Here is a 21,648-nt window from a genome sequence, read left to right as displayed (position 1 = left end):
GCCGGGGCGGCGGGCACGGGGTGTGTGAACATCGGAACGGGCGGTGCTCGTGGGCGGGAGGGGCGACGTGGGCGAGGAGCGGGACCGGGGGGCGCCGTGGGAGGGGTTGCGCGGCGTCGAGCTGCACGAGGCCTGCCTGGTCGCGGCGCGCGGGGGTGACCACCGGGGGCTGGACGTGCTCATCGCCGAGCTGACGCCGCTGGTCTGGCACGTGGCGCGCGGGCACGGGCTCGACCGGGTGACGGCGGCCGACGTGGTGCAGGCGGTGTGGTTGGCGCTGCGGCGCAACCTGGAGCGCGTCACGCAGGCGCGGGCGCTGGCCGGGTGGCTGGTGGTGGCCACGCGGCGGGAGGCGCGGCGGGTGGAGGCGCGGGGCGTGGCGGAGCTGCTCGACGCCGAGCTCCAGGTGGGCGCGCCGGGGCGGGACCGGCGGTTGTGGCGGGCGTTCCGGGGGCTGCCCCGGCAGTGCCAGGAGCTGCTGCGGCTGACCGTGCTGGCCGAGCGGACCGACTACCGGGGGCTCGCGGAGGCGCTGTCCTCACCGCGCGGCGGGCCGACCAGGGGCGGGTGCCTGAAGGCGCTGCGGGACGGGCTCGACGCCGAGGAGAACGCCGAGCTGGGCATCGGCGGGCCGGAGGACGCCGAGCTGGAGGGTACGGGGCTGACCGACGCCGGGTTGGAGGGCGCCGGGTTGGAGGGCGCCGGACCGGGGAGCACCGGGTTGGCGGACATCGGGCTGGAGGGCGGTGGGCCGGAGACCGGTGGACCGGGCGGCGGCGACTCGGAAACCGGCAGACCGGGCGGCGGCGGCCTGGAAACCGGCGGACCAGGCGTCACCGACCCGGAAACCGGCGGCCCGGACATCACCGGCCTGGGCGTCACCGGCCTCGAAGGCGGAGTTCCCGCCCTCGGCCGCGCCTCCCGGATCGTGCTGCGCCCCGCGGGCGGGGCCCTGGTCGGCACGGCGTTCGAGGTCGACTTCACCTTCGTCGCCGAGCCCCCCGACCTGGACCGGTTGCCCTCCCCCGAGCCGATCCGGGTGCTGCTGCACGTGGACGACGCGCTGGTGCACCCGCTCACCCGGCGCGCGCGGGTCGCCGAGGACCGCAGCGGCGCGCCGGTCACCTTCACCGTCACGCCCACGCGGGCCGGGGTGCTCGCGCTGGTGTTCCGGGTGCACCTGGAGCGGGGCGGGCGGCTGCTGCAGGAGGTGCGCGCCGAGGTCGCCGTGCGCGACCCCGGCGCGTGAGCTCACCGCCTGCGCCGCGACCTGAGGTAGTCCCCCACCACCGCCGCGCCGAGGCCGTCCTCGTCCGGCGCGACCACCCGGCCGCCGCTGCGCCGCGCCACCCGGTCGATGAACGCGGTCAGCCGGGGGTCGTCCCCCAGCCGGAACAGCGTCAGCGACGCGCCGAGGGCGCTCAGCGCGTCGACCTCGGCGACCGTCCTGGCCAGCGTCCGGTCCAGCGGCGGGTGGTGGAACACCGCCTCGCCGTCCTGCTCCAGGTGCGCGGTGGGCTCACCGTCGGTGACCACGAGCACCACCGGTTGGGCGTCGGGGTGCCTGCGCAGGTGCCTGCCCGCGAGCAGCAGCGCGTGGTGCAGGTTGGTGCCCTGCTCCCACACGCCCTCCAGCGCGGTCAGCTCGCCGACGTCGACCGCCTCGGCGTGCCGCCCGAACGTGACGATCTGCAGCGCGTCGCCCCGGAACCGGGTGCTGATCAGGTGGTGCAGCGCCAGCGCGGTGCGCTTCATCGGCACCCACCGCCCGTCCTGCACCATCGACCAGGAGGTGTCCACGCACAGCGCGACGGCGGCCCGCGTGCGCTGCTCGGTCTCGCTGACCTCGACGTCGACCACGTCCAGCCGCACCGCCCCGCCCGGTGACGTACCGGACGTGCGCAGCACCGCGTTGGTGACGGTGCGTGGTGTGTTCCACGGTTCGGTGTCGCCGAACTGCCACGGCCGGGTGGACCCGGTCAGCTCCCCGGCGGCCCCGGCCTGGCGGCTGTCGCGCCGCCCCTGCGCCCGCACCCCGTCGAGCACGCCGCGCAGCGCGCTCTCCCCCAGCTGCCGCAGCGCCTTCGGCGTGAGCCGCAGCGTGCCGTCGGGGGCGCGCTCCACGAGGTTCTGCTGCCGCAGCAGCCGCTCCAGCTCGGCGAGCGCCCGCGCGTCGACCCCGGCCTCGGGCCCGAGCTGGCGCACGAGCGCGTCCAGGTCGATGTCCTCCAGCCGGGCTCCCGGATAGGACTGGGAGAGCTGCTCGGCGAGCTGGTCCAGCTCCGCGAGGTCCGCCATGGCCTGCGCGGCCTCGCCCAGCCCCAGCGGGTTGTCGCCCCGGAACCGGGCCGAGGAGTCCCAGTCCTCGCCGGGCCGCAGCCCGCGCAGCAGCGAGTCCAGCGCGGACAGCTGCGAGCCGACCTGCGACCCGCCGAACGCCTGCTGGCTCAGCGCCGACAGCTCGGCCCGCTGCTCCTCGGTCATCGAGTTCATGACGCGCTGCGCGGCGGCGGACCGGGCGGCCAGCACGTCGACCAGCTCGTCCACGTCCTTCGGGTCCTCCGGGAAGAACTCGCCGTGCCGCCGCATGAACTCGGCGAACCGCTCCCGCACGTCCTGCCCGGAGGCGTGCGCGGCGAGCAGCGCGTTGAGGTCGCCCAGCATCTCCTGGATGCGCTCGACGTCGGCCTGCCCGACCCCGCCCATGGCCTGCTTCATGCCCTGGAACCGCTGGTCCATCAGCTCCCGGCCGAGCAGCTGCGAGATCCGCTCGTAGGACTCGCGGGCCCGCGGCGAGCGCCAGTCGTACGAGGACAGCTCGCGCACTGCGGCGGCGGTGCCGGTGGGCAGCGCGTCGAGCTGGGCCTCGCGGAACCGGGCGTCGTCGTCCGGGTCGGGGAACAGCGCCGCCCGCTCGGCCTCCAGGGCCTCGTCGAGCAGCCGCCGCACCTCCTGCAGGGTGCCGTCGAGCCGGTTGCGGCGGGCGAGCGCGGCCCGCTTCTGCCACAGCCGGGCCGTCAGGTCGTCCAGCCCGCGCCCGCCGGGCAGGCCGCGCCGCAGCAGCTCGCGCAGCGCCGACTCGGGCGAGGCGCCCTCCATGATGTCGCGGCCCAGCTCGTCGACGGCGGCGCGCAGGTCGGCGGGCGGGGCGAGCGGGTCGGGGCCGTCGGCGTACCGGCCGTACCGGTAGCCGCTCACCCGTACACCGATCGGTCGTCGTCCGCGTCCTTGGCCAGCCGCCTGGTCAGGTACAGCGACTCCAGGGCCAGCTCGACGGCGGACGCGATGCGCCCGGCCGGCCCCGAGGGGTCGGCGCCGAGGCGGGTGGCGACCTCGTGCAGCACGGGCAGCTCCGGCAGCGCGCCGAGCAGCTCGGCGGCGGTGACCCGCTCGCCGGTGGCCACCGGGTGCCCGTCCGAGACGGCCTCGGCGAGCTGGCGCAGGTCGACGCCCGCGAGCGCGGCGCGGGCGGTGTCGGCGACGGAGCGGCGCAGCAGGTGGGTGAGCACCTCCTGCTCGCGGCCCTCCTCACCGGCCTCGAACTCCAGCTTGCCGCGCAGCACCTCGGGCACCGACTCCAGGTCGACCGGGCGGGCGACGGCCGGGGACTCGCCGGTGAGGGCGGAGCGGCGCAGCGCGGCGGCGGCCACGGTCTCGGCGGCGGCGACCGCGAACCGGGCGGAGACGCCGGAGCGCTGGTCGATCGCGGACGACTCGCGCAGGTGGCGCACGAACCGGGCCACGACCTCCAGCAGGTGGTCGCCCACCTCGGCGACGAGGTCGGCCTCCTGGCGGACCAGGTCCACCTCGGCGGCGACCTCGAGGGGGTAGTGGGTGCGGATCTCGGCGCCGAACCGGTCCTTGAGCGGGGTGATGATGCGTCCCCGGTTCGTGTAGTCCTCGGGGTTGGCGGTGGCGACGAGCAGCACGTCCAGCGGCAGCCGCAGGGTGTACCCGCGGATCTGGATGTCGCGCTCCTCCATGACGTTGAGCAGCGACACCTGGATGCGCTCGGCCAGGTCGGGCAGCTCGTTGACGGCGATGACACCCCGGTGCGAGCGCGGGAGGAGTCCGTAGTGGATGGTCTCGGGGTCGCCGAGGCTGCGGCCCTGGGCGACCTTGACCGGGTCGACGTCGCCGACGAGGTCGCCGACGGAGGTGTCGGGGGTGGCGAGCTTCTCGGCGAACCGGTCGTCCCGGTGCCGCCAGACGACGGGCAGGTCGTCGCCCAGCTCGGCGGCGCGGCGCTTGGACTCGGGGGTGATCGGGTCGAGCGGGTGCTCGCCCAGCTCGGCGCCCTCGATGACGGGCGTCCACTCGTCGAGCAGGCCGACGATCGTGCGCAGCAGGCGGGTCTTGCCCTGGCCGCGCTCGCCCAGCAGGACGACGTCGTGCCCGGCGAGCAGGGCCCGCTCCAGCTGCGGCAGGACGGTGCGGTCGAAGCCGACGATGCCCGGCCACGGGTCGCGGCCGGAGCGCAGGGCGGCGAGCAGGTTCTCCCTGATCTCGGCCTTGACCCCGCGCGGCTGGTGTCCCGAGGCGCGCAGTTCGCCGACGGTGGTGGGAAGTCGAGAGGTCACCCCTCGACGCTACGCAGGCGGGGGCGTGCGGTCGATGTGGGAGGCGGCGGCGGTGGTCCGGTGGGGGCGGGTTTCGCCTGGTGGGGTTGTCGCCCGTTCGCGTCGGGGTGAACGGGGAATAAAACGGGGCCCTGGAACGATGTGCTGTCCGGGAGCGCGGGTCGACCGCGCCCCCTCAGGTTCGCGCCGCCGGGAAAGCGCCGACGGCGGCGTCCCGGTGTGGACGCCGCCGTCGGCGGGTGTTCCCTGCCACCTCACCGATCGCTCGGTCGGGTGGTTCTCCCGATGGGGAGCCGGGTTCCGCGCTCCGGCCCGGTTCCGGCCAACCGGCCCCGGTCTCCCGGTTCCCAGCCCCCGATCAGGTGGTCGTGCTCAGTGCTCAGTGCTCAGTGCTCGTGCTCAGGTGCTCAGCGCTGCCGGTCCGTCAGAGCGTCGGGTAGGCGTTGCGCATGAGCTCCTGGAACTGCGCGGAGAACCAGTGGCCCGAGATGGGGGCGTTGGCCAGCGCGCCGGACGGGTTGTTGCCGTTGCGCGGGTTGCCGCCGTAGGTCGGGTCGCACATCCGGTCGAAGCCCTTGCCCTCGTTGTTCGGGATCTGGGTGCTGGAGCCGTCGGACTCGCCCGGCGGCTTGATCCAGACGTAGGCGTCGATGTTCGGCTTGGGAGCGGCCTTGGGCCGCTCACCGAGACCGGCGCCGGACTGGTTGCACCAGTTGCCCTTCTGGATGCGCTTGTCGATGCGCGACTGGTCGACGTAGACCGACGGGTCGGTCGAGCTCGACTTGGCGGTGGGCCTGCCGGAGCCGCCCCAGCCGTTGCGCGAAGTGTCGATCAGCATACCGACGCCGGCGTCGAAGCCGTTGGCGACGAGCTCCTGGCGGAACGCGGTGGCGAAGCCGAGCTCACCGTTGAAGTCGTTCCAGTCGACCCACTTCGACTTCTCCTTGACCGCCTGGCCGCCGACCACGTCGTCCACCGTCCAGAACGGCTCCTCCAGCGCGGAGTAGTTCGCCGTGTTGGTGATGAAGCCGTGCACGTCGGCCTTGGTGGCGCCCTCGCGGCCCAGGATCGAGGCCATCATCTTCGCCGAGGCGTGGAAGTTGTCGTACTCGGGGATCGGGTCGCCCCAGCCGATCCAGCCGTGGTGGCCGGAGTCGAGGTAGTTGTAGACGTTGCCGATGTCGCCGAGCTTGGACACCGCGTACGCCACGCCGTTCTGGTAGTTCTGGTTGGCCTTCATCGTGTCGCAGTTCGGCGTCTGGGTCGGCCGCGGCGAGACGTTGGTGACCAGGTTGGGCAGCGAGTCGATCTCGATCACGGCCACGATGCGCAGGCTCGCGTAGGCGGGCCGGGCGAGGATGCCCGCGATCTTGTCGATGTACTCGGTCTTGTAGCGCGGCAGGTCGTTCGGCCCGAGCTCGCCGTTCGAGGCGAGCGCGGCGCAGTCGCGGCCGGGCAGGTTGTAGATGACGACCTGGAAGACCAGGTTGCCGCCGGGCGCGGTGCGGGCCTGCTTGACCGCCTCGTCCAGGTGGTCGACCAGGCCCATGCTGCCCGTGGTGGGCGAGCCGTTGCCGTCGATCGCGCTGATGCGGTCCATCCACACGCCGGTGGGCTGGTTCGCGATGCGCGACCCGCCCGGCTCGGCGGCGGCGCGGGCCGACCACTGCGGGTTGACGTAGACGCCTGCGCCGACGTACGGGTTGTCGACCCTGGTGCCGGGCTGGTTGTTCCCGGAGGTCGTGGTCGTCGTGTTGCCACCGGTGGTCGTGGTCGTGGTCGTCGTCGTGGTGGACGTCGGGCCGACCGAGCCGGTGCAGACGGTGCCGTTCAGCTTGAACTGGGTCGGCACGGGGTTGCTGCCGCTCCAGGTGCCGTTGAAGCCGGGGGACACCGACGCGTTGCTGCCGAGGCCGGGGCTCCAGGTCGGGTTGGTGACGGTCACCTTCGCGCCCGACTGGGCGAACGTGCCGTTCCACCCCTGGCCGACTCGCTGACCTGCGGCGAAGTCCCACTCCAGGGTCCAACCGCCGGTGATGGCATCACCGAGGTTGGTGACCGTGACCGTGGCGCCGAAGCCGTCGGACCACTGGTTCGTGACGCTGTAGTTCACCCGGCACCCCGGTGCGGCGTTGGCGCTCGGGCCGCCCACCACGACCGCGGTCGCGGCCAGAGCGGTCACCGAGAGCGCTGCCGCGGTCCCGGCGAAACGCCGTGACCGGGCAAAAGTGCGCAGACTCATGCATCGCCTCCTTGCGAGCAATTTGCCGTCTGGGAGCGCTCCCAGCCCTCCTCGCCGATGCCGCCGTCGACGCAAGACCGGGGTGTCGGGATTGGGAGCGTTCCCAGAAAGGACCGTAACGCACGACACGTGACGTTTACCAGGCTCGATTTGGCAGAAAAGTCGACTTCTCGACTTGCCGCAATCGTTTCCACTGCTCTGACCTGGGGTTTTGTCGGTGCGGTTTCGGGGGTTCGGCCGTTGCGTGGTCACTGTGCGTGGCAGACGGCGGCCAGGTGGTCCACCTGTTCAGCCGCTCGTGACCGGTGGAGCGGCGGTGCTAGACGTCGTGCGCACGGGCGCGGGCGTGGGGCTGGTCCGGGTGGTGGCGGGCCGATCGGGGGGTGTCCCGCGCGGTTCCGGCCGGGCGGCGCCGTCAGCCGGTGGCGAGGGCGGCGAGCCGGGTGACCAGGGCGCCGAAGTCGGCGGGCTGGACGGTCATCCAGGGCGTGCCGCGCTGGTCGACCTCGAACTGGAGGTAGCGCCCGCTCGGGGTGTCGAAGAACGTGAGCGGGCGGGCCGAGCGGACCCGTCTGCCGGTGCGGTCGCGCCCGGTCGAGAACAGCTGGCCGCCGCAGGCGCGGGGTTCGGCGAGCAGCTCGCGCAGTTCGCGGACCTGCTGTTCGTGGGCGTTCGCGGAGGGCAGGTTCCGCTGCAGGAACGTCCCGTCCCCCGCCGCCGGGTTCCGGCCGGGTTCGAGCGCGTCGAGCGGCAGCGTGAGCACGCGCCCGCGACCGGGCGGGGCCTGGGGCAGCGCGGAGACGAGCGCGGGGACGGCGTCCTCGGGGCGGACGGGTTCGAGGACGAGGTGCTTGTCGGCGCGGACGACGACGCGCACGGCGTCCCGCCCGGACACGGAGACGAGGGCGGACCGGGTGCGCTCGTCGCCTGCGGTGAAGAACGCGTAGTAGTCCCGCGCCGCCTCGGCGACCACCCGGAGCGCGCCCGCGAGATCCCCCCGAACCTCCCGCCCCCGCGCGAACCCGGCCGCGTCGAGCGCCGCCCACCCGTCCCGGAAGGCGGCGAGCCCGCTCTCCAGGTCGCCCTCGGCGAGGGCGGCGTCGTCGAGGTCCAGCTCGACGATCAGCGCGCGGTGCAGTTCGGGGAGCCCGACGGCCTGCCAGGCGACGTAGACCGCCGCGGCGGGCAGCACAACTCTGCCGTGCAGCACTTCCCAACCCCCGTGCGACCGGACGGTCCTTCGTGGACGGTCCGGTCTTCGTGCTCCTGTTGCCTTCCTTGGCTTTTGCTACTGGCCGCGCTCATCCACCGATGACGGGCGGCGCGACGAGCCGGTCGTCCTCGTAGTAGGCGTCGGTGGCTTCGAGGTACTTGGCCGAGTGCTCGACGTCCTCACTCCCCTGCCCACGCCCACCTCCGGCGCCACCCATCCCGGCGGCCCCCATGCCACCGGCAGCACCACGCGCTCCGGTGGCACCCGCAGCACCAGCACCGACGCCGCCGCTTCCGCTGCCGCCTACGCCGGAACTGCCACCGGCGCCAAGAGCGGCAGCGGACCCACCACTCCCCAGGCCGCCACTGCCGAACCCACCGGCCCCACCAAACCCGCCGGCTCTACCAAGCCCGCCACCACCAGCGCCCCCAGCGCCCTCGACACCGGCCTTGCCAAGCCCACCGGAAGCACCACCGACTCCACCACGCCCACCACCGGAACCCGCACTCCCACTGGCTCCACCAACTCCAGGGGTGTACCGCCCCCCGCTCCCGGCGCTCCCACCGGGATAACCCCCACCGACGTACCCGCCACCACCGCCGGTGTACCCACCACTCCCGGCCCCACCGCCATACCCACCGGCACCGCTCTGCCCACCACCGGAGGGATAAGTGCCCCCCACCCCGCCGGGGTAAGCGCTCCCAGGGTTGGCAACGGCCGGGCTGGTGGACCACGAGGGCACGGTGGTCGAGTTCCCCCCACTCCCAGGCGGAACCGCGTACCCAGCCGTGGAAACCCCAGGCTGGTAACCGCCGGGCACGTAGGAGCCCTGCCCCACCCCACTACTGCCGACCCGCCCGTCATAGCCGGTGTACCCCTGGGTGGAGTCGATCGTGGCAGACGAGGTGTCCTCGACGCTGCCGTTGATCTCCTCGGGGCTGTCGAACTGCGGCATCGAGGCGGTGATCTGGCCGATCCGGTTCCCGTACTCCTCGTAGACCCGCATGTTCTGCGCGTCCACAGCGGCGCTCTTCTCGACGGCCTTGTCGTAGTCGGTGTCCCAGGGGACGAAGTCCTGGTACCAGGGCTGATCCGGAAGCGCGACCGACGGCTGCACGGAGTTCTTGGCCTGGCTGTAGGCGTCCGCCGCGTCCGTCATCGCCCCGGCGGCGGTCCGAGCGCCGTCCGAGGCGGCGAGCGCCCACGAGGAGAGCGGGGTGGTCGCCGCGCGCATGGTGTCCGCCGCGGCGCCCTGCCAGGTGGCTCCGGAGTCCTTGATCGCCTGATCGATCAGCCGGGCGGCCTCCGCCTGGCTGTCGGAGACCGCGACCCAGCTCTCCCGGACGCTCTGGGCGTTCTGCACGACCCCGCCGTCCTGGAACCACTTGGGGATGCTCTTCGCGTACACCGCCTGCCCAAGAGGACCTCCGATGAGCACAGCTTCGCCCGCCACAGCTCACCCCTTCAAGTTCTTGATGATGACAGACGCGAACCGCCTGGAGTAGTCGCAGGGATTCGCATACTCAGGCGACGACTCCACGGAGGTCAGCAGACCCGACATGAAAATCTGACCATCCGCCACGCTGACCGCAGTAGAACAGCCCACAATCCCATAAGAATTAAAACCGGTTATAGCCGGGTAGCCATCGACAGCAGTCTTCTCGACATTGTCCCACTCACTCCCCAGGTTCCTCTCCGCAACTTCATAAGGAAACTGGAAGTCATAGACGACTACGCTGTAGTGCGCCCCGGCAACGATACTGGCAGGCTGCCAGGAGCAGGAGACAGACCTGCCCAGGCCACTCTCGTCGACCTTGGTGCTGGAAGGCTTGAAGGAACCGAATTCAGCCAACTGGGATGCACTGACGAGAGCGCAGGGGTTGTCGGCGCGGGACCTGAGGCCCAACTCTGCTGGGCGTCCTGACTCGGAACCGGAAGGCACAGTCTCACCAGAGGGCACGCCAGCGCTCTGCACGGCCACAGCCCTACCCTGCTCAGCAGTGGGGGCGCAAGCAGCGAGAGCAGCGACGAGAGGCAGGATCGTCGCGACCCGCATGAGAGACTTCATAGCCCGGTCCCCGAGTTTTTGAGAGCACTGGAAGCCTCGTCGTCGACTTCTTCATACTGCTTGATCGCTTCATCGAGTTTCGCGATGGTGCGAACCACTACTTCGCTGGCTTTTTTGTTGGCCCAGAGATAGCCCACGCCCTGGCCGGACAGGGATCTTTCGTTGGCCTCCCCCAGGGAAGCGCTGTGGGGATCGACACCGAAAGACTTTTTGCTCTTCACGGCGTTCACGTCGCTATAGGACTCGTAGAAGGTCTCGACCACCTTCTCCAAAGACGCGCGCAGCGCCTTCGCCCCTTCGAGGGAAACCGTGAACTCGGTCTGACCGCCCTGGTGACCACCCGCCGAGGAAGCGCCTCCCGCCCCACCGGCGGTGTCCGCCCAGAAACTGATCTTCCCCTCGCCGGTCCCGCCAGCGCCGTCGTCAGCCACCAAGTCCCCCCGGACTCCACAGAACAATGATCTTGCCGCAGGGGTGCAGCCCCGTTCGGCAAGCACACGATAATGCACGCCCGCGCGGACCAAGGCACTTTTCACGGCCCAAGAGCAACTTCACCCGCTCTATGCGCGGAAAGCACCCGAAAGAATGCCCAGGGTCACGGAGCGGGCCGGGGAAGCACGAACGGCGACCGACAAGCAGAAGGGCCGGGCCCTCGGAGAACGAGGTGCCCGGCCCCACAAGCCCGGCGGATCAGCCCTTCGCCGTCTCCACCACCAGCGCCGCGACCTCCTGCGACTTCTCACAAGCCGCCGCCGCCTCCGGCAGGGCGCTGTTCGTCACGCCCACCAGCACCTGGAACGTCGTCTCCGCCGAGGCCGCCACGATCGTCGTGCAGCGGCCCTTCCCGCCGGCGATCGGCGAGTGCGTGAACGCCTCCAGGCCACCCACCGTCGTCTCCTCCTTCACCGAGGACGACTCCGCGAACCGCACCGCCTTGGCGAACGTCTCGTCCGGCAGGACCACCGTGTACCGCGCCCCCTTGGTCACGTCCTTCGGGTTGAAGACGCACGAAGGGCTCCCGCCGGTCTTCCCCGGCTCGGGCGCGTCCATCGTCCCCAGCCCGGCCACCTGCGCCGCGGTCAGCAGGCCGCACGGGTTCGCCGCGTACTTCGACAGGTCGATCCCCCCGGCCGCCTTGCCCTTCGAGCTCGGCGACGTGCTGCTCCCCGACTCGAACTCCGGGATGCCCGAGGGCGAGCCGGCGGGCGCGCTCTCCGGCAGGGCCTTGCCCGTCGACTCGGTCGAGCAGCCGCTCACCGCGATCACGGCGGACACCGCCGCGACCGCCCACAAACCCACTCTCACGTTCCACTCCTGTCACAGGCGCCCCGACCAGGGGTCACCCGATGCCGCAAACGCCCCGGATTCTGGTCCCAGCGGCGCGGAGGACGAGGCGCGTCAGCGAACCGGCGGTCGCGCGGACCGGCGGGACGGGCTGTTCTCCCCCAGGAGAGGCCGGGCGTGGCGGCGCCTGACCGGCGCCTCGCTCGAAACCCCGCGCCCGGACGGATGATGCCAGAGCGCCCCCGCCCGCGTCCGGGAAACACAAGATCAAGACGCCGGTTCCGGCCGGGCACTTCGCGCGGTCACCCCACGATCACCAACCGCCAGCGGGGAACCGCGACGACGCACCGGCCCGAGTGGACACCCGCGCCAGGGTGGGTGCGGCGCACCCTTCTTCCGCCCCGCCGCCCGCGCCAGGCTCGATGACATGAACACCACCTCGAAGGTCGTCCTCGTCACCGGCGCCTCCTCCGGCATCGGCGCCGCCACCGCCAGGGCCCTGGCCGCCGCGGGCCACCACGTCGTGCTCGGCGCCCGCCGCACCGACCTGCTCGACGCGCTCACCGCCGAGCTCGGCTCCGGCACCGCCCACGCGCTCGACGTCACCTCGAAGGCCGGCTTCCAGTCCTTCGCCGACGCCGCGCTGGCCGAGCACGGCCGCATCGACGTGCTGGTCAACAACGCGGGCGTCATGCCCCTGTCCCCGATGGCCGAGCTGCGCACCGACGAGTGGGACCGCATGGTCGACGTCAACCTCAAGGGCGTGCTCAACGGCCTCGGCGCCGTGCTCCCGGCGATGCTCGCCGCGAACTCCGGCCACCTGGTCAACATCGCCTCGATCGGCGCCTACGAGGTGGTCCCGACGGCGGCCGTCTACTCGGCGACGAAGTTCGCCCTGCGCGCCCTGTCCGACGGCCTGCGCCAGGAGCTGTCCCCGAAGGGCGTGCGCGTCACGACCGTCTCGCCGGGCGTGGTCGAGTCGGAGCTGGCGGACACCATCACCTCGCCGGAGGCCGCCGAGATGATGCGCACCTACCGCGAGGTCGCGCTGCCCGCGTCGGCGATCGGCGAGGCGATCGCGTACGCGATCGACCAGCCCGCGAACGTCGCCGTCGCCGAGATGATCGTGCGCCCCAGCTGACGACGGGGCACGCGGCGAGGCCGGAAGGGCGAACCGCGCGGGAGGCGGCGCGAGACCACGGCGCACCGGCTCGTGGTCTCGCGCCGCCGCGCGGCCAGAACCCGTCAGTGCCGCCCGGCCTCCTGGTCGGTCAGCACCCGGACCGCCTCCTGCACCGCCGCCAACCGCGCCCGCCGCACCGCCTCCGACACCGGCCGCAGCGCGTCGTCGCGCCCCCGCGTCGCCGACGCCGACACCGCCCCACCGGGCGCGTCCGCCGACGCCACCGCCAGGATCGCCGCCACCTCCGCCGCCCGCTGGAGCACCCGCAGCGACCTCGGCGGCATCCCTGCGGGCCACTCCTGGGCGGTGCTCTCGGCCACCAGCGCCGCGATCTCCTCGCGCACGTTCGGCCGGTTCCGCGCCACGTCCAGGGTCACCAGCGAGGTCGTCGCGCGCCGCAGCGCGTCGGCCAGGCCGTGGTCGGCCTCGCCGAGCGGCACGTGCTCGGGCGGGGTGGTGGTCGGCAGGTCGTACGCCGTCCACCTGACCACCCCGTCCGCCACCCGCTCGGGCACCAGGCCGACCCCCAGCTCGGGCAGCACCGCCGCCTCGCCGACCCGCAGCGCCGCCTGGCTGAGCGGGCCCCGCCCGCCGAGGCCGCGCGCGTCGCCCGCCACCGGCAGCACCAGCCGCACCGACGCCGCCGACGCCCGCCTCAGCGCCGCGAGCAGCAGGGCGGGCCCCACCGGCGGCTCGCCGGGACCGGGCAGGTCCAGGGCCGTGGCGGTGCCGTCGTCGTGGGCCGCCACCTCGTGCAGCCCGCCCCACCTGCCCAGGGCGTCGAGGACGTCGTCGGCCGCGGCCGCTCCGTGCAGCCACCCGGACGTCCAGACCACCAGCGTCGCACTCGCACAGGACACGACCGCCAAAGATACGCGGGTGCCCGCCCGGTTTCAGGCAGCCGGGCCGACGTGTTCGGCCAGCAGTGCCCGGAACTTCCCCACCCCGTCACCGGGGCCGAACGCCCGGTGCGGCACCGCGTACATCCCGGAGTCCGGCGTGCGCAGCACGAACGTGCGCCCGGTCTCCGCCCAGCCGGGGAGCTGCGACCAGGCCACCTCGCTGCGCGCCGCCCCGCTCACGGCCATCCGCAGCGAGTGGTCGTCCGCGCTGCCGGTGACCGCCTTGGCCGCGATGGGGTGGTTGTGGAAGCTCACCCACGTGGTCACCGGCACCATCGCGGCCATCAGCGCCGCCAGCACGAGCGCCGCGCCACCGGGCACGGTCAGGCCGATCACCAGCACCACGACCCCGAACACCGCGAACGCGGCGGCGAACCACGGCACCCACCGGTACAGGGGCACGGCGGTGCGCAGCGCGGCCCGCCAGTCCGACGGGTGCGGGGTCCAGGCGAAGTCGACGCCGCCCGTCGCGCCGGCGACGGGGGCGCTCCCCGCTCCTGCCGCACCCGGCCCCTCGGGTGAACCACCGGGTTCTTTCCCCGGCGTCCTGGCGCCGGGCTCATGGGCCCCGGAACCCACGTCCGCGGTTCCGGCCCCGGTCGGCTCGGCAGCCGCTCGGCCCGCCTCGGGCCCGCCCTCGGGGGCCTCCCCCGTCACGACGAGGTCTGGGGCCGCTGCGGGCGTCGCGCGGGCTCGCAGCACATCGGCGCGCACAGCTCGCCGTTCACCGTGCACCCGGCGGACGTGAAGTCCGACAGCTTGCGCGGCTGCACCCCCGAGGTGTGCTCGGCCACCAGCTCGGCCACGAGCTGCGCGAAGCGCGGGTCGCCGTTGGGCGTGGCGGCGCGGGCGAAGCCCACGCCCAGCTCCTCGGCCTTCTCGCGGGCCTCGGTGTCCAGGTCCCAGACCACCTCCAGGTGGTCGCTGACGAACCCGATCGGGCACACCACGACGGCGGGGACGCCCTTGCCCGCGAGCTCCTCGACGTGGTCCACGATGTCGGGCTCCAGCCACGGGATCTGCGGCGGCCCGGAGCGGGACTGCCACACCACGTCGTAGTCGGCCACGCCGAGCTTGCCCGCGACCAGGCGGGCGGCCTCGGCGACCTGCCGCGAGTACCGGCCGCCGCCCTCCTCGGGCGGACCGGCGGCCTTGTCGGCGGAGAGCGGGATCGAGTGGGCGGTGAACACCAGCCGGTACTCGGTCAGGCCCTCGGCAGCCGCGCGGACCGCGTCGGCGAAGGAGTCGACGAACAGCGGGTGGTCGAAGAACTGGCGCAGCTTCACCAGCTCGGGGGCGCCCTCGCCCACGGCGGTGCGGGCCCGCAGGATGTCCTCGTCGTACTGGCGGCACGCGGAGTAGCCGCCGTACGCGCTGGTGGGGAAGACCAGGGCGCGCTTGACGCCCGCGGCCTTCATCTCCGCGAGGGTGTCCTCGACCATGGGGTGCCAGTTGCGGTTGCCGAAGTAGATCGGCATCTCCAGCAGCGGCTCGACGGCCGCGATCGCGGACCGGTTCAGCTCGTTGATCGGGGACACGCCGCCGAAGTGCAGGTAGTGCTTCTCGACCTCGTCCAGCCGCTCGGGCGGCACGCCCCGGCCTCGGGTCACGTTCTCCAGGAACGGGCGGACGTCGGCCGGTCCCTCCGGGCCGCCGAAGGACAGCCACAGCAGCGCGTCATAGCTCACCGGCCCATCCTCGCGCCACCCCTGACCGCCCGCACAACCGGGTCGGGGTGTCCGACCCGGTTGTGAGGAGCGCTACAGGGCGTCGGCGCGCGGGGTCACAGGCCGAGGAAGTGCACGCCGCCGTCGACGAACACCATCGAGCCGGTGGTGGCGGGGAACCAGTCGGACAGCAGGCCGCACACCGACTTGGCGACCGGCGTCGGGTCGTCCACGTCCCAGCCCAGCGGCGCGCGGTCGGCCCACATGCTCTCCAGCTCGCCGAAGCCGGGGATGGACTTGGCGGCCATCGTGCGGACCGGACCGGCGGAGACCAGGTTGACCCGGATGCCCTTCGGGCCGAGGTCGCGCGCCATGTAGCGGTTGATCGACTCGAAGGCGGCCTTCGCCGCGCCCATCCAGTTGTAGGCGGGCCACGCCTGGCGGGCGTCGAAGTCCAGGCCGACGATCGACGAGCCCGGCCCGAGCAGCGGCAGCGTCGCGGCGGCCAGCGCCTTGTACGAGTACGCCGACACGTGCATGGCGGTCGACACGTCCTCCCACGGGGCGTCCATGAAGGGCGCGCCGAGGCAGGACTGGGGGGCGAAGCCGATGGCGTGGACGACGCCGTCGAGGCCGTCGACGTGCTCGCGGACCCGGTCGGCCAGCGTGTCCAGGTGCTCCTGGTCCTGCACGTCGAGCTCGACCACGGGGGCGGGGGCGGGCAGGCGCTTCGCGATGCGCTCGACCAGGCTCATCCGGCCGAAGCCGGTGAGCACGACCTGGGCGCCCTGCTCCTGGGCGACCCTCGCCACGTGGAAGGCGATCGAGGCGTCGGTGATCACGCCGGTGATCAGCAGGCGCTTGCCCTCAAGCAGTCCGGACACGAGATGTTCCTCCGTCGTTCGGGGTTGTTCTGGTCGTTCGGTGGGGTCGGGCGGCCGGGACGGGTCAGTGACCCATGCCGAGGCCGCCGTCGACGGGGATCACCGCGCCGTTGATGTAGGCCGCGCTGTCCGAGGCCAGGAACGTGACGGCGGCGGCGACCTCGTCGGTGCTGCCGTACCGGCCCGAGGGCACCTGGGACAGGATCTGCTTGCGCCGCTCCTCGGACAGCACCTCGGTCATCTCGGTGCTGATGAAGCCGGGAGCCACCACGTTCGCGGTGATGTTGCGGCTGCCCAGCTCGCGGGCGATCGAGCGGGCCACGCCCACCAGACCGGCCTTGCTGGCCGCGTAGTTGACCTGGCCGGGGCTGCCCATCAGGCCCACGACCGAGGAGATGAACACGATCCGACCGTAGCGCCCCCGCAGCATCCCCCTGGACGCGCGCTGGGCCACCCGGAACGACCCGGTCAGGTTGGCCTCGACCACCCGGCTGAACTGCTCGTCGCCCATCCGCAGCAGCAGGGTGTCGTCGGTGATGCCCGCGTTCGCGATGAGCACCTCCACCGGCCCGTGCGCCGCCTCGACCTCGGTGAACGCCGCGTCGACCTCCTCGGCGGAGGTCACGTCGCACTTGACGCCCAGCAGTCCCTCGGGCGCGCCCGAGCCCCGGTGGGTCACCGCGACCTTGTCGCCCTGCTCGGCGAACGCCCGAGCGATCGCCAGACCGATCCCGCGGTTGCCGCCGGTCACCAGTACGGACCTCGCCACGCCCTCAGCTCCCATCTGCGCCGATTGCTCCGCGCCGGTTCATCTGCGCTGGTTGATGCGCGCCGAAGGCTATCGGCTCACCCCCGAAGGTCCCGCATCGGCGAGGCGCGGACCACAATCGGCGGGGTGGATCTCCTGAACCGACTCCGCGCCGAGGTGGACGGCGACGTGCTCGCCGACGCCGCCAGCCGCGCCCTGTACTCCACCGACGCGTCCAACTACCGGCACGTGCCGACAGCGGTGGTCAGGCCCAGGTCGCTGGACGCGGTGGCAGCCGCCGTCGGGGTCGCGGCGGAGTTGGGCGTGCCGGTGACCTCGCGCGGCGCGGGCACCAGCATCGCGGGCAACTCGGCAGGCGACGGGCTGGTCCTGGACTTCTCCCGGCACCTGGACCGGGTGCTGGACGTCGACCCGGCGCGCGGGCTGGCGGTGGTGCAGCCGGGGGTGGTGCTGGACCGGCTCAACGACGCGGCGCGCCCGCACGGGCTGCTGTTCGGGCCGGACCCGTCCACGCACTCGCGGTGCACGCTCGGCGGGATGATCGGCAACGACGCGTGCGGGTCGCGGTCGGTGGCGTGGGGCAAGACCAGCGACAACGTGGCCGCGCTGGACGTGCTGCTGCCGGACGGGCGGCGGTTCGACACCACGGCTCCCCCGCCGCTGGACCTGCCGCGCGCGGACCCGGCGTGGTACCCGGCGCTGGAGCGGCGGGTGTCCGGGTACCGGCTGGACGCGCTGCCGGACCTGACGCGGGCCCTGGTGGGCACCGAGGGCACCTGCGCGGTGCTGCTGGGCGCGACCGTGCGGCTGGTCCCGGCCCCGCCGAGGCGGGTGCTGGCGGTGCTGGGGTTCGACGGCCGGTACGACGCGGCCGACACCGCGCCGCACGTGGCCGCGCTCGGGGACGTGCTGGCCGTGGAAGGGCTGGAGGAGTCGCTGGTCGCGGCGGCCGGGCGGGACGTGCGCAGGCTGCTGCCGCGCGGGTCGAGCTGGCTGTTCGTGGAGACCACCGAGGAGGCCGTGGCGCACGAGGCGGCGTCGCTGGCCCCGCACTCGGCGGTGGTGCTGGACCCGGCGCGGCAGCGGGCGCTGTGGCGGGTGCGGGAGGACGGGGCGGGGCTGGCGACCAGGACGGCCGACGGCGGCGAGGCGTGGTCGGGCTGGGAGGACGCGGCGGTGCCGCCGGAGCGGCTGGGCGCGTACCTGCGCGAGTTCGACGACCTGCTCGCCGGGCACGGACGGCGCGGGGTGACGTACGGGCACTTCGGCGAGGGCTGCGTGCACGTGCGCGTCGACTTCGACCTCGCGGGCGGGGAGCGCGGGGCGCGCGGGTACCGGGCGTTCCTGGAGGCGGCGGCGGACCTGGTCGTGGCGCACGGCGGGTCGGTGTCCGGGGAGCACGGCGACGGGCAGGCCCGCTCCGAGCTGCTGACCAGGATGTACCCGCCGGAGGCGATCGCGGCGTTCCGGGCGTTCAAGTCGGCGTTCGACCCGCGCGGGCTGCTCAACCCCGGCCGGGTCGTCGACCCGCTGCCGCTGGACGCGGACCTGCGGGTGGTGGTGGCGCCCGCCGTGATCCCGACCAGGGCGGCGCTGGGGCTGCGCGCGGACGGCGGGGACCTGGCGGCGGCGACGCGGCGGTGCGTGGGCGTCGGGAAGTGCCTGAACACCTCCGGCGGGGTGATGTGCCCGAGCTACCGGGCCACCCGCGAGGAGAAGCACTCCACGCGCGGGCGGGCGCGGCTGCTGTTCGAGATGCTCGCCGGGGACGTGGTGCGCGGCGGGTGGCGCTCCACCGAGGTGCGCGAGGCGCTGGACCTGTGCCTGGGGTGCAAGGGGTGCAAGCGGGACTGCCCGGTGGACGTGGACATGGCGGCGTACAAGGCCGAGTTCCTGCACCGGCACTACCGGGGGCGGCTGCGGCCGTTGGCGCACTACTCGATGGGGTGGTTGCCGCTGTGGTTGCGGGCCCGGCTGGTGAACCGGGTGACGGGGCGGCTGGCGCGGTTCGCCGGGGTCGATCCGGGGCGTGCGCTGCCGATCCCGGCACGGCGGTCGCTGCAGGAGCGGTTCGAGCCGGTGGGGTCCGGCGACCCGGTGCTGCTGTTCCCGGACACGTTCACCAACCGGTTCGAGCCCGAGGTGGGGCTGGACGCGGCGGCGGTGCTGGCGGAGACCGGGCACTCGGTGGAGGTGCCGCGGGCGGCGGTGTGCTGCGGGCTGACCTGGTACTCGACCGGGCAGCTCGGGGTGGCGCGGCGGGTGCTGCGGCGGACGGCGCGGGCGCTGCGGCCGTGGACGCGGGAGGGGGTGCCGGTGGTGGGGGTGGAGCCGAGCTGCGCGGCGTTCCTGCGGTCGGAGGCGGTGGAGCTGGCCGGGGACGACGCGGACGTGGTGGCGCTGGCCGGGGCGGTGCGCACGTTCGCCGAGCAGGTCGGGCCGGTGCTGGACGCGCCGGGCGGGGCGCCGGGGTCGGCGGTGGTGCAGCCGCACTGCCACCTGTACGCGGAGAGCGGGACGGGCGCGGACGAGCAGCTGCTGGCGCGGGCCGGGGTGGCGGCGGAGCTGGTGCCGGGGTGCTGCGGGCTGGCCGGGAACTTCGGGTTCGAGAAGGGGCACCACGGGGTGTCGGTGGCGGTGGCGGAGCAGAACCTCGGGCCCGCGGTGCGGGCGGCGGGCGCGGGGACGGCGGTGGTGGCGGACGGGTTCAGCTGCCGCACGCAGGTCAGGCAGGTCACCGGCGCGGAACCGGTGCACGCGGCGACGCTGCTGGCCAGGCGGCTGGGGTTGCGCGGGGCTGGGCGCGACTAGCCCGAACGGCCCCTTACAGTACTCCGAGTGACGCACTGAACACGGAGGGGTACGACGATGGCTGACACTTCGCCAGGGGCCGCGCGGCGCAGGACGCTGCTCGCGGCGCTGCTGGGCGTCCCGGTGCTGGGGGTCCCGCTGCTGGGCTCCTGCTCGACGGCCGGTCCCGCCGCGCCACCCCCGTCGACGGGAGCCGCGCCGTCCGGGACCACGCCGTCCGGGCCGGGCGGCGCGGGCGAGGCGGTGAGCGCCGAGCTGCCGGAGCTGGCCGAGCTGGAGGAGCGGCACGGGGCGCGGCTGGGCGTGCGGGTGGTCGACACCGGGTCGGGGGCGGCCGTGGGGCACCGGGCGGACGAGCGGTTCCCGGTGTGCTCGCTGATCAGCGCGTACGCGGCGGGGGCGCTGCTGGTGGCCAACGACTGGGCGGACGGGTTCTTCCAGCAGGTGATCACCTACGAGCGGGCGGAGCTGATCGGGAACTCGCCGGTGACCGGGTCGCGGGTGGACGGCGGCATGACCGTGGCCGAGCTGTGCGACGCGGCGATCGCGCACGACGACAGCACGGCGCTCAACGAGCTGCTGTCGCTGGTCGGCGGGCCGGAGGCGATCACCGCGTTCGCGTTCGCGCTGGGCGACGAGCAGACCAGGTTGGACCGCTGGGAGCCGGACCTGAACGCGGCCGAGCCGGGCGACGAGCGGGACACGTCGACGCCGGGCGCGCTGGCCGCCGGGTACCGGAACCTGGTGCTGGGGACGGCGCTGGAGGGCGCGCGGGAGCGGGCGGAGCTGCGCGGGTGGCTGGAGGGCGGCGGGACGGTGCTGCGCTCGGTCGTGCCGCGCGGGTGGGTGGTCGGCGGGAAGCCGGGCGCGGCGGAGTACGGGACGCGGTGCGACGCGGCGATCGCCTGGCCCCCGGACCGCGACCCGCTGGTGGTGGTGCTGATGTCGACCAGGCCGGAGCGGGACGCGCGCGCCGACGGGACGCTGCTGGGCGACGCGGCGCGCGTGGCGCTGGGGGCCATGGGGGTGGGGTGAGCTCCGGGCCGCGGGCGGATCGCCCGGTTGGGCCGAACGGGCTGGGCCGGACGGCCGCGCGCCGAACAGCCCTCGACGGCGGTGCATCGGTGGCCGCTGGAGGTGTTAACACCGGTTGGCGCGGCAGCGATCCGGGTCGGTGAGAGCACCGGGCCGCGTGGTCCGGGCACGACGACGGGACGACCCGATGGCCTGCGCGACAGCGACCCTGCGAACCGACGGCGCGACCGAGGACGTGCGCGCGCTGGCCCGCTGGTTGCGCGACGGGGACGGCTTGCGCGGCCGGGTGAGCCTGGCGGACGGGCAGGCGGCGCCGGGCGGGGCGGGTCAGGACGGGGCGGCGCAGGACGCGGCGCTGGTGGTGCTGACCAGCGCGACGGCCCCCGCGCTGGTGCGCTGGCTGTTCGACTGGCTCAAGCACTGCCGGACCGCGCGGCAGGTGTCGCTGACCGTGCGCGGCGCGGACGGGCGAGAGGTGGAGCTGACGTGCGGGTCGACCACGGACGCGGCGCGCGTGCTGGCGTCGACGCGCGCGGTGCTGGCCGGGCGGTGACCCGTCGCGGCGGCCGGTCGCGGTGCCCCGTCGGGGTCACCGCGCGCCACCGGTCCCCCACCGCCCCCGGCTACCCCGCCGTCCGGCTCACCGGGCGCTCGCACCTCTTCGCGCCCTTCGTGTAGTCGATCATCGAGTCCAGCCGGTCCCGCGTCTGCACCAGCGAGTCGATCTGGCCCGTGATCCGGTCCCGCTCCGTCGCCAGGAACGTCATCAGCTGCGGCGTGATGTGCCCGGTCAGGATGCACGGCAGCAGCTTCTGGATCGCCTTGCTCGACAGCCCCGCCGCGTAGAACTGCTGGATCAGCAGCACCCGCTCCACGGCCTGCTCCTGGTAGTGCCGCTGCCCGCTGGCGCTGCGCACCGACGCGAGCAGCCCCTGCTCCTCGTAGTAGCGGAGCGCGCGGACGCTCACGCCTGCCTTGTCCGCAAGCTCTCCGATGCGCACCTGAACCTC

18 protein-coding genes and 1 pseudogene are annotated in these 21,648 nt (G+C 73.7%); 5 read left to right on the top strand and 14 right to left on the bottom strand.

All coding sequences use genetic code 11. From position 1 onward, the window contains the following. Positions 1-67: 67 nt before the first annotated feature. Positions 68-604: pseudogene (locus AMIR_RS41680) on the top strand (RNA polymerase sigma factor); the annotation flags it as partial. A 647-nt stretch (positions 605-1,251) separates the two neighbouring features. Here the strand turns inward: AMIR_RS41680 and AMIR_RS11000 are convergent. The 8 genes from AMIR_RS11000 to AMIR_RS10965 all read right to left on the bottom strand — a co-directional run bounded on the left by AMIR_RS11000 (position 1,252) and on the right by AMIR_RS10965 (position 11,408). Continuing rightward, positions 1,252-3,198: a vWA domain-containing protein gene (locus tag AMIR_RS11000; RefSeq protein WP_015801027.1), complete on the bottom strand. Its 1,947-nt coding sequence runs from the start codon at positions 3,196-3,198 to the stop codon at positions 1,252-1,254. Then, positions 3,195-4,580, bottom strand: a complete 1,386-nt coding sequence (locus AMIR_RS10995; protein WP_015801026.1) for a sigma 54-interacting transcriptional regulator — start codon at positions 4,578-4,580, stop codon at positions 3,195-3,197. Before AMIR_RS10995 ends, AMIR_RS11000 begins: the two co-directional genes overlap by 4 nt. A gap of 424 nt (positions 4,581-5,004) precedes the next feature. Next, positions 5,005-6,762, bottom strand: a complete 1,758-nt coding sequence (locus tag AMIR_RS10990; protein ID WP_276145747.1) for a glycoside hydrolase family 6 protein — start codon at positions 6,760-6,762, stop codon at positions 5,005-5,007. A 475-nt stretch (positions 6,763-7,237) separates the two neighbouring features. Then, entirely contained in the window at positions 7,238-8,032 is a 795-nt protein-coding gene (locus AMIR_RS10985; RefSeq protein WP_015801024.1) for an ESX secretion-associated protein EspG, read from the bottom strand. A 91-nt stretch (positions 8,033-8,123) separates the two neighbouring features. Next, positions 8,124-9,488, bottom strand: a complete 1,365-nt coding sequence (locus AMIR_RS40120) for a PPE domain-containing protein (RefSeq protein WP_015801023.1) — start codon at positions 9,486-9,488, stop codon at positions 8,124-8,126. A 3-nt stretch (positions 9,489-9,491) separates the two neighbouring features. Further along, on the bottom strand, positions 9,492-10,091 hold the full coding sequence (locus tag AMIR_RS10975; protein WP_276145763.1) for a DUF3558 domain-containing protein: 600 nt from the start codon (positions 10,089-10,091) through the stop codon (positions 9,492-9,494). An 8-nt stretch (positions 10,092-10,099) separates the two neighbouring features. Further along, the gene (locus AMIR_RS10970; RefSeq protein ID WP_015801021.1) at positions 10,100-10,534 is read right to left on the bottom strand and encodes a hypothetical protein; all 435 of its coding nucleotides are present in this window, start codon (positions 10,532-10,534) and stop codon (positions 10,100-10,102) included. A 259-nt stretch (positions 10,535-10,793) separates the two neighbouring features. Next, on the bottom strand, positions 10,794-11,408 hold the full coding sequence (locus AMIR_RS10965; protein ID WP_015801020.1) for a DUF3558 family protein: 615 nt from the start codon (positions 11,406-11,408) through the stop codon (positions 10,794-10,796). A gap of 406 nt (positions 11,409-11,814) precedes the next feature. Between AMIR_RS10965 and AMIR_RS10960 the strand changes: the two genes are divergently transcribed. Then, a complete protein-coding gene (locus tag AMIR_RS10960; protein WP_015801019.1) occupies positions 11,815-12,528 on the top strand; it encodes an SDR family oxidoreductase in 714 nt (237 codons plus the stop codon). A gap of 104 nt (positions 12,529-12,632) precedes the next feature. Here AMIR_RS10960 and AMIR_RS10955 read toward each other — a convergent pair whose 3' ends face one another. From AMIR_RS10955 to fabG, 5 genes are all read right to left on the bottom strand, one after another. Continuing rightward, entirely contained in the window at positions 12,633-13,430 is a 798-nt protein-coding gene (locus AMIR_RS10955) for a hypothetical protein (protein ID WP_041836696.1), read from the bottom strand. A gap of 33 nt (positions 13,431-13,463) precedes the next feature. Continuing rightward, on the bottom strand, positions 13,464-14,129 hold the full coding sequence (locus AMIR_RS10950) for a YcxB family protein (RefSeq protein WP_015801017.1): 666 nt from the start codon (positions 14,127-14,129) through the stop codon (positions 13,464-13,466). Further along, positions 14,126-15,160 carry a ferrochelatase gene (locus AMIR_RS10945; protein ID WP_015801016.1) on the bottom strand — a complete coding sequence of 345 codons (1,035 nt, stop codon included), beginning with the start codon at positions 15,158-15,160 and terminating at the stop codon, positions 14,126-14,128. The genes AMIR_RS10950 and AMIR_RS10945 overlap by 4 nt, the downstream gene beginning before the upstream one ends. Positions 15,161-15,255: 95 nt before the next feature. Further along, a complete protein-coding gene (gene fabI / locus AMIR_RS10940) occupies positions 15,256-16,023 on the bottom strand; it encodes an enoyl-ACP reductase FabI (RefSeq protein WP_015801015.1) in 768 nt (255 codons plus the stop codon). A 64-nt stretch (positions 16,024-16,087) separates the two neighbouring features. Continuing rightward, positions 16,088-16,792 carry a beta-ketoacyl-ACP reductase gene (gene fabG / locus AMIR_RS10935; RefSeq protein WP_015801014.1) on the bottom strand — a complete coding sequence of 235 codons (705 nt, stop codon included), beginning with the start codon at positions 16,790-16,792 and terminating at the stop codon, positions 16,088-16,090. A gap of 126 nt (positions 16,793-16,918) precedes the next feature. Between fabG and AMIR_RS10930 the strand changes: the two genes are divergently transcribed. The 3 genes from AMIR_RS10930 to AMIR_RS35490 all read left to right on the top strand — a co-directional run bounded on the left by AMIR_RS10930 (position 16,919) and on the right by AMIR_RS35490 (position 21,191). Continuing rightward, on the top strand, positions 16,919-19,603 hold the full coding sequence (locus AMIR_RS10930; RefSeq protein ID WP_015801013.1) for an FAD-binding and (Fe-S)-binding domain-containing protein: 2,685 nt from the start codon (positions 16,919-16,921) through the stop codon (positions 19,601-19,603). Positions 19,604-19,660: 57 nt separating this feature from the next. Further along, positions 19,661-20,638, top strand: coding sequence for a class A beta-lactamase (gene bla / locus AMIR_RS10925; RefSeq protein WP_015801012.1), 978 nt, complete (start codon positions 19,661-19,663; stop codon positions 20,636-20,638). 187 nt (positions 20,639-20,825) lie between these two features. After that, on the top strand, positions 20,826-21,191 hold the full coding sequence (locus AMIR_RS35490) for an effector-associated constant component EACC1 (RefSeq protein ID WP_015801011.1): 366 nt from the start codon (positions 20,826-20,828) through the stop codon (positions 21,189-21,191). A gap of 70 nt (positions 21,192-21,261) precedes the next feature. On the opposite strand, the gene AMIR_RS10915 is transcribed toward AMIR_RS35490, so the two are convergent. Further along, positions 21,262-21,639 carry a MerR family transcriptional regulator gene (locus AMIR_RS10915; RefSeq protein ID WP_015801010.1) on the bottom strand — a complete coding sequence of 126 codons (378 nt, stop codon included), beginning with the start codon at positions 21,637-21,639 and terminating at the stop codon, positions 21,262-21,264. Positions 21,640-21,648 lie beyond the last annotated feature (9 nt).

The sequence above is a fragment of the Actinosynnema mirum DSM 43827 genome, from assembly GCF_000023245.1.
GTDB lineage: Bacteria > Actinomycetota > Actinomycetes > Mycobacteriales > Pseudonocardiaceae > Actinosynnema > Actinosynnema mirum.
The sequence above is the reverse complement of the archived record's forward strand: the minus strand, read 5'-3'. Positions and strand labels throughout refer to the sequence as shown.